Raw genomic sequence first — 4,287 nt, 5'->3', positions numbered from 1 at the left:
TCTCTCTGCATAATCCGCCTTTATTCTCTCACCTAACATCATAATTTCTAATGCTCTACCTTTGCCTACTAGTCTAGTGAGCCTTTGAGTACCTCCAAATCCTGGAAAAATTCCCAGATTGATTTCCGGAAGACCTAACTCAGCACTACTTGATGCTATCCTCAGATCACAACTTAATGCTAATTCTAAGCCCCCTCCTAAAGCATACCCATTTATCATAGCTATTGACGGTTTGGGAAATCTCTCAATATAATCCATGAGTTGTCTCCCTTTGAGAGCAAATTCCCACGCCTTTACAGGATCAAGCTCCTTAAATTGTGAAATATCAGCACCAGCTGAGAAAGCTCTACCATTACCGGTAATGATTACTACCTTAATATTATCATTAACTGCAAAGTTTTTTAGTGCAATTTCCGTTTCTTCTATCAATTTAAGATTTATTGAATTTAACTTATCTGGTCTATTCAATATTATCCATCCTAATTTATCTTCCTCTTTTACCATTATTGTTTCCATAAAAGAGACCTCGAGTATTATAAACATCTGCAGTATTTATCTTTTTAAGCAACTAAGTATAATGGAATATGTGAACAAAAGGGATACAATTATAGCAATATTATCATCGGCAATTCCTTTTGCAGGAAACACAATAACTTCATTCATAATTAGTAGAATTTATGGAGATTTTAAAGAAATAATAAAATATGTAATATTAGGACTTCCAATTACTATAGGTACTACATATTATCTTTTAACGAATATATTTCCAAAATTAGAGTATTATCTACTAATTATTCCTGTAATTTTACCATTTCCGGTATCGTTCATTTTAAGCAGAAAGAATATGGCAATCACTTACAGTGAGGATGTCATTGAAATCAAGTTTAAGATACCTATAAACATGAGTGCCAGAGATCCTCATGAATTATTTGAATATGTATTCAATAAAGCCTTATCTCTCAATTTCTCCCCATACAACAGTCCTAAAATGCCTAAGAATACAAGTCCTAAAATTAAGGAAACCAAATAATTCCGAGAATATTGATAAGCATATAATACTAATAAGCCTAGAAAAGGGGAAGCACCATGAGAAATAGCAGACAATACAGCAGAAATTTTCCCGCTATAGTCATAAATCGTTCCTCTTAGGCTCTTTAAGACTTGTTTCTCTAGTCTTTCAAGCTCAGCTTTTTTCTCTCCTAATTCTACTACTAATGCATTCCACGTTGATGATACAGCTGTTGCTATAGTCCCACTAAAGACAGCTATAGTTATATCAGAAATAGGAAAGTGAGAAATTACACTAGACAATAATATCGACAAACTTAACAATATTCCATCGAAAGCTCCCAGTACGATATATCTTCTTATTGAAGATTTTAACTCATACTTAATAACATACTTGAACGCTTCATATAGTTTATCTGCCACATAACAAATTAGGATTGAACTTTTATATTAGATTAATGGAGAGGTTTTGATGAATAAGCAAATACTACTCGGAATAGCTTTCATTGTAATAATACTAATGGGATTAGGTATATATGAAGGACTAAAATATAAAACTGAAATTTATGTAAATAATATAGGTAATTCTCAAAATAATGGCTTATACACATTAAAGGTTGATGTGATAATGAACTACGGTCCTTTTGGAGGAAAATCACCCCTAGCTAGGGCTACTGTATGGATATATAAATATAATGGTTCAGCTTATACTTTTTATACGTTCAACTTCACAGATGGTAATGGAATCGCAACGTTTAATTTACCGCCAGGAAGTTACAAGATTCTAGTAACACAGTTGCATTTAACCTATATTATTAATTTAACTCAGAACGAAGAGGTTATAATTGACTACGCGTATCTAAATAGTGGATGAGGAGTTCGGGAGTACATCTGAGAAGTGATGTAGTGGTCCTACACTGAAAAACTTATTTTTGAGATATTCTTACATATTATTGCAATGAGCGTAAAAATAGATGTAGTTAGAATTGATATACCGGAAGGTACAAACGTAATTATCGGACAGTCTCACTTTATCAAGACGGTAGAAGATTTGTATGAAACCTTGTCTTCGTCTAGTCCAAACCTAAAGTTCGGAATTGCTTTTAATGAGGCAAGCGGGAAACGGTTAATCAGATATGATGGCAATGACGGAGATCTAATTAAATTAGCAATAGAACAAGCTAAAAAAATAGGTGCTGGGCACTTATTCGTAATTTATTTAAAGAATGGCTATCCCATTAATGTTTTAAATAGAATAAAGAATACTGATGAAGTAGTAAGAATCTTTGCAGCTACGGCAAATCCTTTACAAGTCTTAGTTGCTGAGACGGATCAAGGTAGGGGAGTTATAGGCGTAGTAGATGGATATACTCCATTAGGTGTTGAGACAGAATCGGATATAAAGGAAAGGAAGGAGTTCTTGAGGAAGATCGGATATAAGAGATAAGGCTTTATCAATAAGCATGTCTGACGTTTTTATATCATTTTTTAGATATTTGATCATGGATGCACAAATCAATATTAGAGCTTGCAAGTATTTTCTCTCCGTATCATCCTTAGATCTCCTCCATTTGTCTTCTAAAAATTCATGGCACTCCCAAAACCTCATGTCATAGAAAAACTCAACAAAGTTACCACTCATATGTTCAACATCTGTGATGAATAAAGGACTTCCTAATATAGAGGTCACTTTAGTAGGATCATCAAGTACATCTATTTCTAAATATTTACCCTTTCTTACGTCAACTACATTCACCCCTCTTTTACGTAAATCCTTTTTGATTTCATCTACGTTTAAGGATTGGTTAATCATGTAAAACAGTATGTATCTCATTAGAAATTATATGTACACTTTCCGGAAATAAATATTAAATAGTGAGGTTTAGCTTGTCAAACGAAATAGTTTATATTTATGGAGGATATAAATTAAATTATGTCTAAGGAAGCTACACTTTATAGGAAAGAGTCTAATAGGATTCGTTGTGTTGCTTGTGCGCGAAGATGCTTAATTAATGAAGGACAAGTAGGATTTTGTGGAGTAAGATCAGTTCGTGGAGGAAAATTGTATCTTGACGTCTATGGAAAAGTTGCTGCAGCACATATCGATCCTATCGAAAAGAAACCTTTAGTTCATTTTAACCCGGGTTCTAAAGTATTCTCCTTCTCCACCTTCGGCTGTAATTGGATGTGTATGTATTGCCAGAATTATGATATAAGTCAAAGGAGAAGGGCAGAGGGAACTGAGTTATCTCCAGAAGAAGTGGTTGAAATTGCATTGGGATATGACGTTGATGGTATGACTTACACTTATAACGAGCCAGCAATATTTTCTGAATTTGCTCATGATGTAGGAATCATTGCGAAGAAACACGGACTATTTAATACCATGGTGACTAATGGATATTGGACTCCAGAGTTAGTTGATTATGTCAAGGATTTCTTGGATGCAGTAACTATAGATTTTAAGGGAAATGGGGAGGCTAAATTCATGAGAAGATATACTGGCGCCAATGGACCAGAACCGATAATTGAAACTGCTACGAGTCTATACAAGTTAGGTATTCACGTGGAAATAACCGATTTAATTATACCTCAAATAGGTGATAATTTAGATTCAGCAAAACAATTGTTGAACAAGATTTATGATAACTTAGGACCAGAAACGCCTATTCATTTCTTAAGATTTCATCCAGACTATAAATTAGATTATTTGCCGTGGACTCCTATAGAAACGTTGGAAAAGCATTATAAGTTGGCTAAGGAGATGGGATTTAGATTTGTATATATAGGTAATGTTCCGGGTCATCCATATGAAAATACTTATTGCCCCAACTGTGGAAGATTAGTTATTAGACGATATGGATTTGACATAGTTGAATGGCACCTAACTGAAGACATGAAATGTAAGTATTGTAATTATAAATTGCCAATAAAGGGAAAATTGTCTAGACACGCGTTTAGAGAAAGATTTGAACCGGTTTTCATTTAGACCTTTTCGATAGAAATTCCTCAACTTTCCTTTTCTCATCTTCAGTAGCAAACACTATTCCCCAACCTAAACTTTCCATCATTAAACCACTTAGTATAGGTGAGTCACTACCATAAGTCACTAACGTTTTAATTAATCTTAACGCTATTGTAGGTTTCTCTGCTAACTTCGTAGCTAACTCTCTAGTTTCTTTTTCTAACATATCTGGACTCACAACCTTGTTAACTAAGCCTATTCTCTCTGCATAATCCGCCTTTATTCTCTCACCTAACATCATAATTTCTAATGCT

The 4,287-nt window shown here is 34.0% G+C and carries 7 protein-coding genes; 3 read left to right on the top strand and 4 right to left on the bottom strand.

The genetic code is table 11. The features are described 5' to 3' along the window. The coding region (locus tag DMP16_RS08200) for an enoyl-CoA hydratase/isomerase family protein (protein ID WP_143577078.1) at positions 1–516 on the bottom strand (516 nt) is incomplete at its 3' end. Positions 517–918: 402 nt separating this feature from the next. Next, a complete protein-coding gene (locus DMP16_RS08195) occupies positions 919–1,431 on the bottom strand; it encodes a hypothetical protein (protein ID WP_143577077.1) in 513 nt (170 codons plus the stop codon). A 49-nt stretch (positions 1,432–1,480) separates the two neighbouring features. On the opposite strand from DMP16_RS08195, the gene DMP16_RS08190 reads away from it, so the two are divergent. After that, positions 1,481–1,882, top strand: a complete 402-nt coding sequence (locus DMP16_RS08190; RefSeq protein WP_069282107.1) for a hypothetical protein — start codon at positions 1,481–1,483, stop codon at positions 1,880–1,882. An 84-nt stretch (positions 1,883–1,966) separates the two neighbouring features. Then, positions 1,967–2,455: an adenosine-specific kinase gene (locus tag DMP16_RS08185; protein ID WP_069282105.1), complete on the top strand. Its 489-nt coding sequence runs from the start codon at positions 1,967–1,969 to the stop codon at positions 2,453–2,455. On the opposite strand, the gene DMP16_RS08180 is transcribed toward DMP16_RS08185, so the two are convergent. Continuing rightward, positions 2,384–2,821 carry a DUF309 domain-containing protein gene (locus tag DMP16_RS08180; protein WP_231961285.1) on the bottom strand — a complete coding sequence of 146 codons (438 nt, stop codon included), beginning with the start codon at positions 2,819–2,821 and terminating at the stop codon, positions 2,384–2,386. The genes DMP16_RS08185 and DMP16_RS08180 overlap by 72 nt on opposite strands. Before the next feature lie 120 nt (positions 2,822–2,941). Here DMP16_RS08180 and amrS point away from each other — a divergent pair, with 120 nt between their 5' ends. Beyond that, positions 2,942–3,997, top strand: a complete 1,056-nt coding sequence (amrS, locus tag DMP16_RS08175; RefSeq protein ID WP_069282102.1) for an AmmeMemoRadiSam system radical SAM enzyme — start codon at positions 2,942–2,944, stop codon at positions 3,995–3,997. Here the strand turns inward: amrS and DMP16_RS08170 are convergent. Then, positions 3,990–4,287, bottom strand: a 298-nt coding sequence (locus DMP16_RS08170; RefSeq protein WP_255446844.1) for an enoyl-CoA hydratase-related protein, incomplete at its 5' end; no start/stop codon positions are given. The genes amrS and DMP16_RS08170 overlap by 8 nt on opposite strands.

The sequence above is a fragment of the Sulfolobus sp. B1 genome (assembly GCF_007050195.1).
Lineage (GTDB): Archaea > Thermoproteota > Thermoprotei_A > Sulfolobales > Sulfolobaceae > Saccharolobus.
Note: the sequence above shows the minus strand (reverse complement) of the source record. Positions and strands in the feature narration are given on the sequence as shown.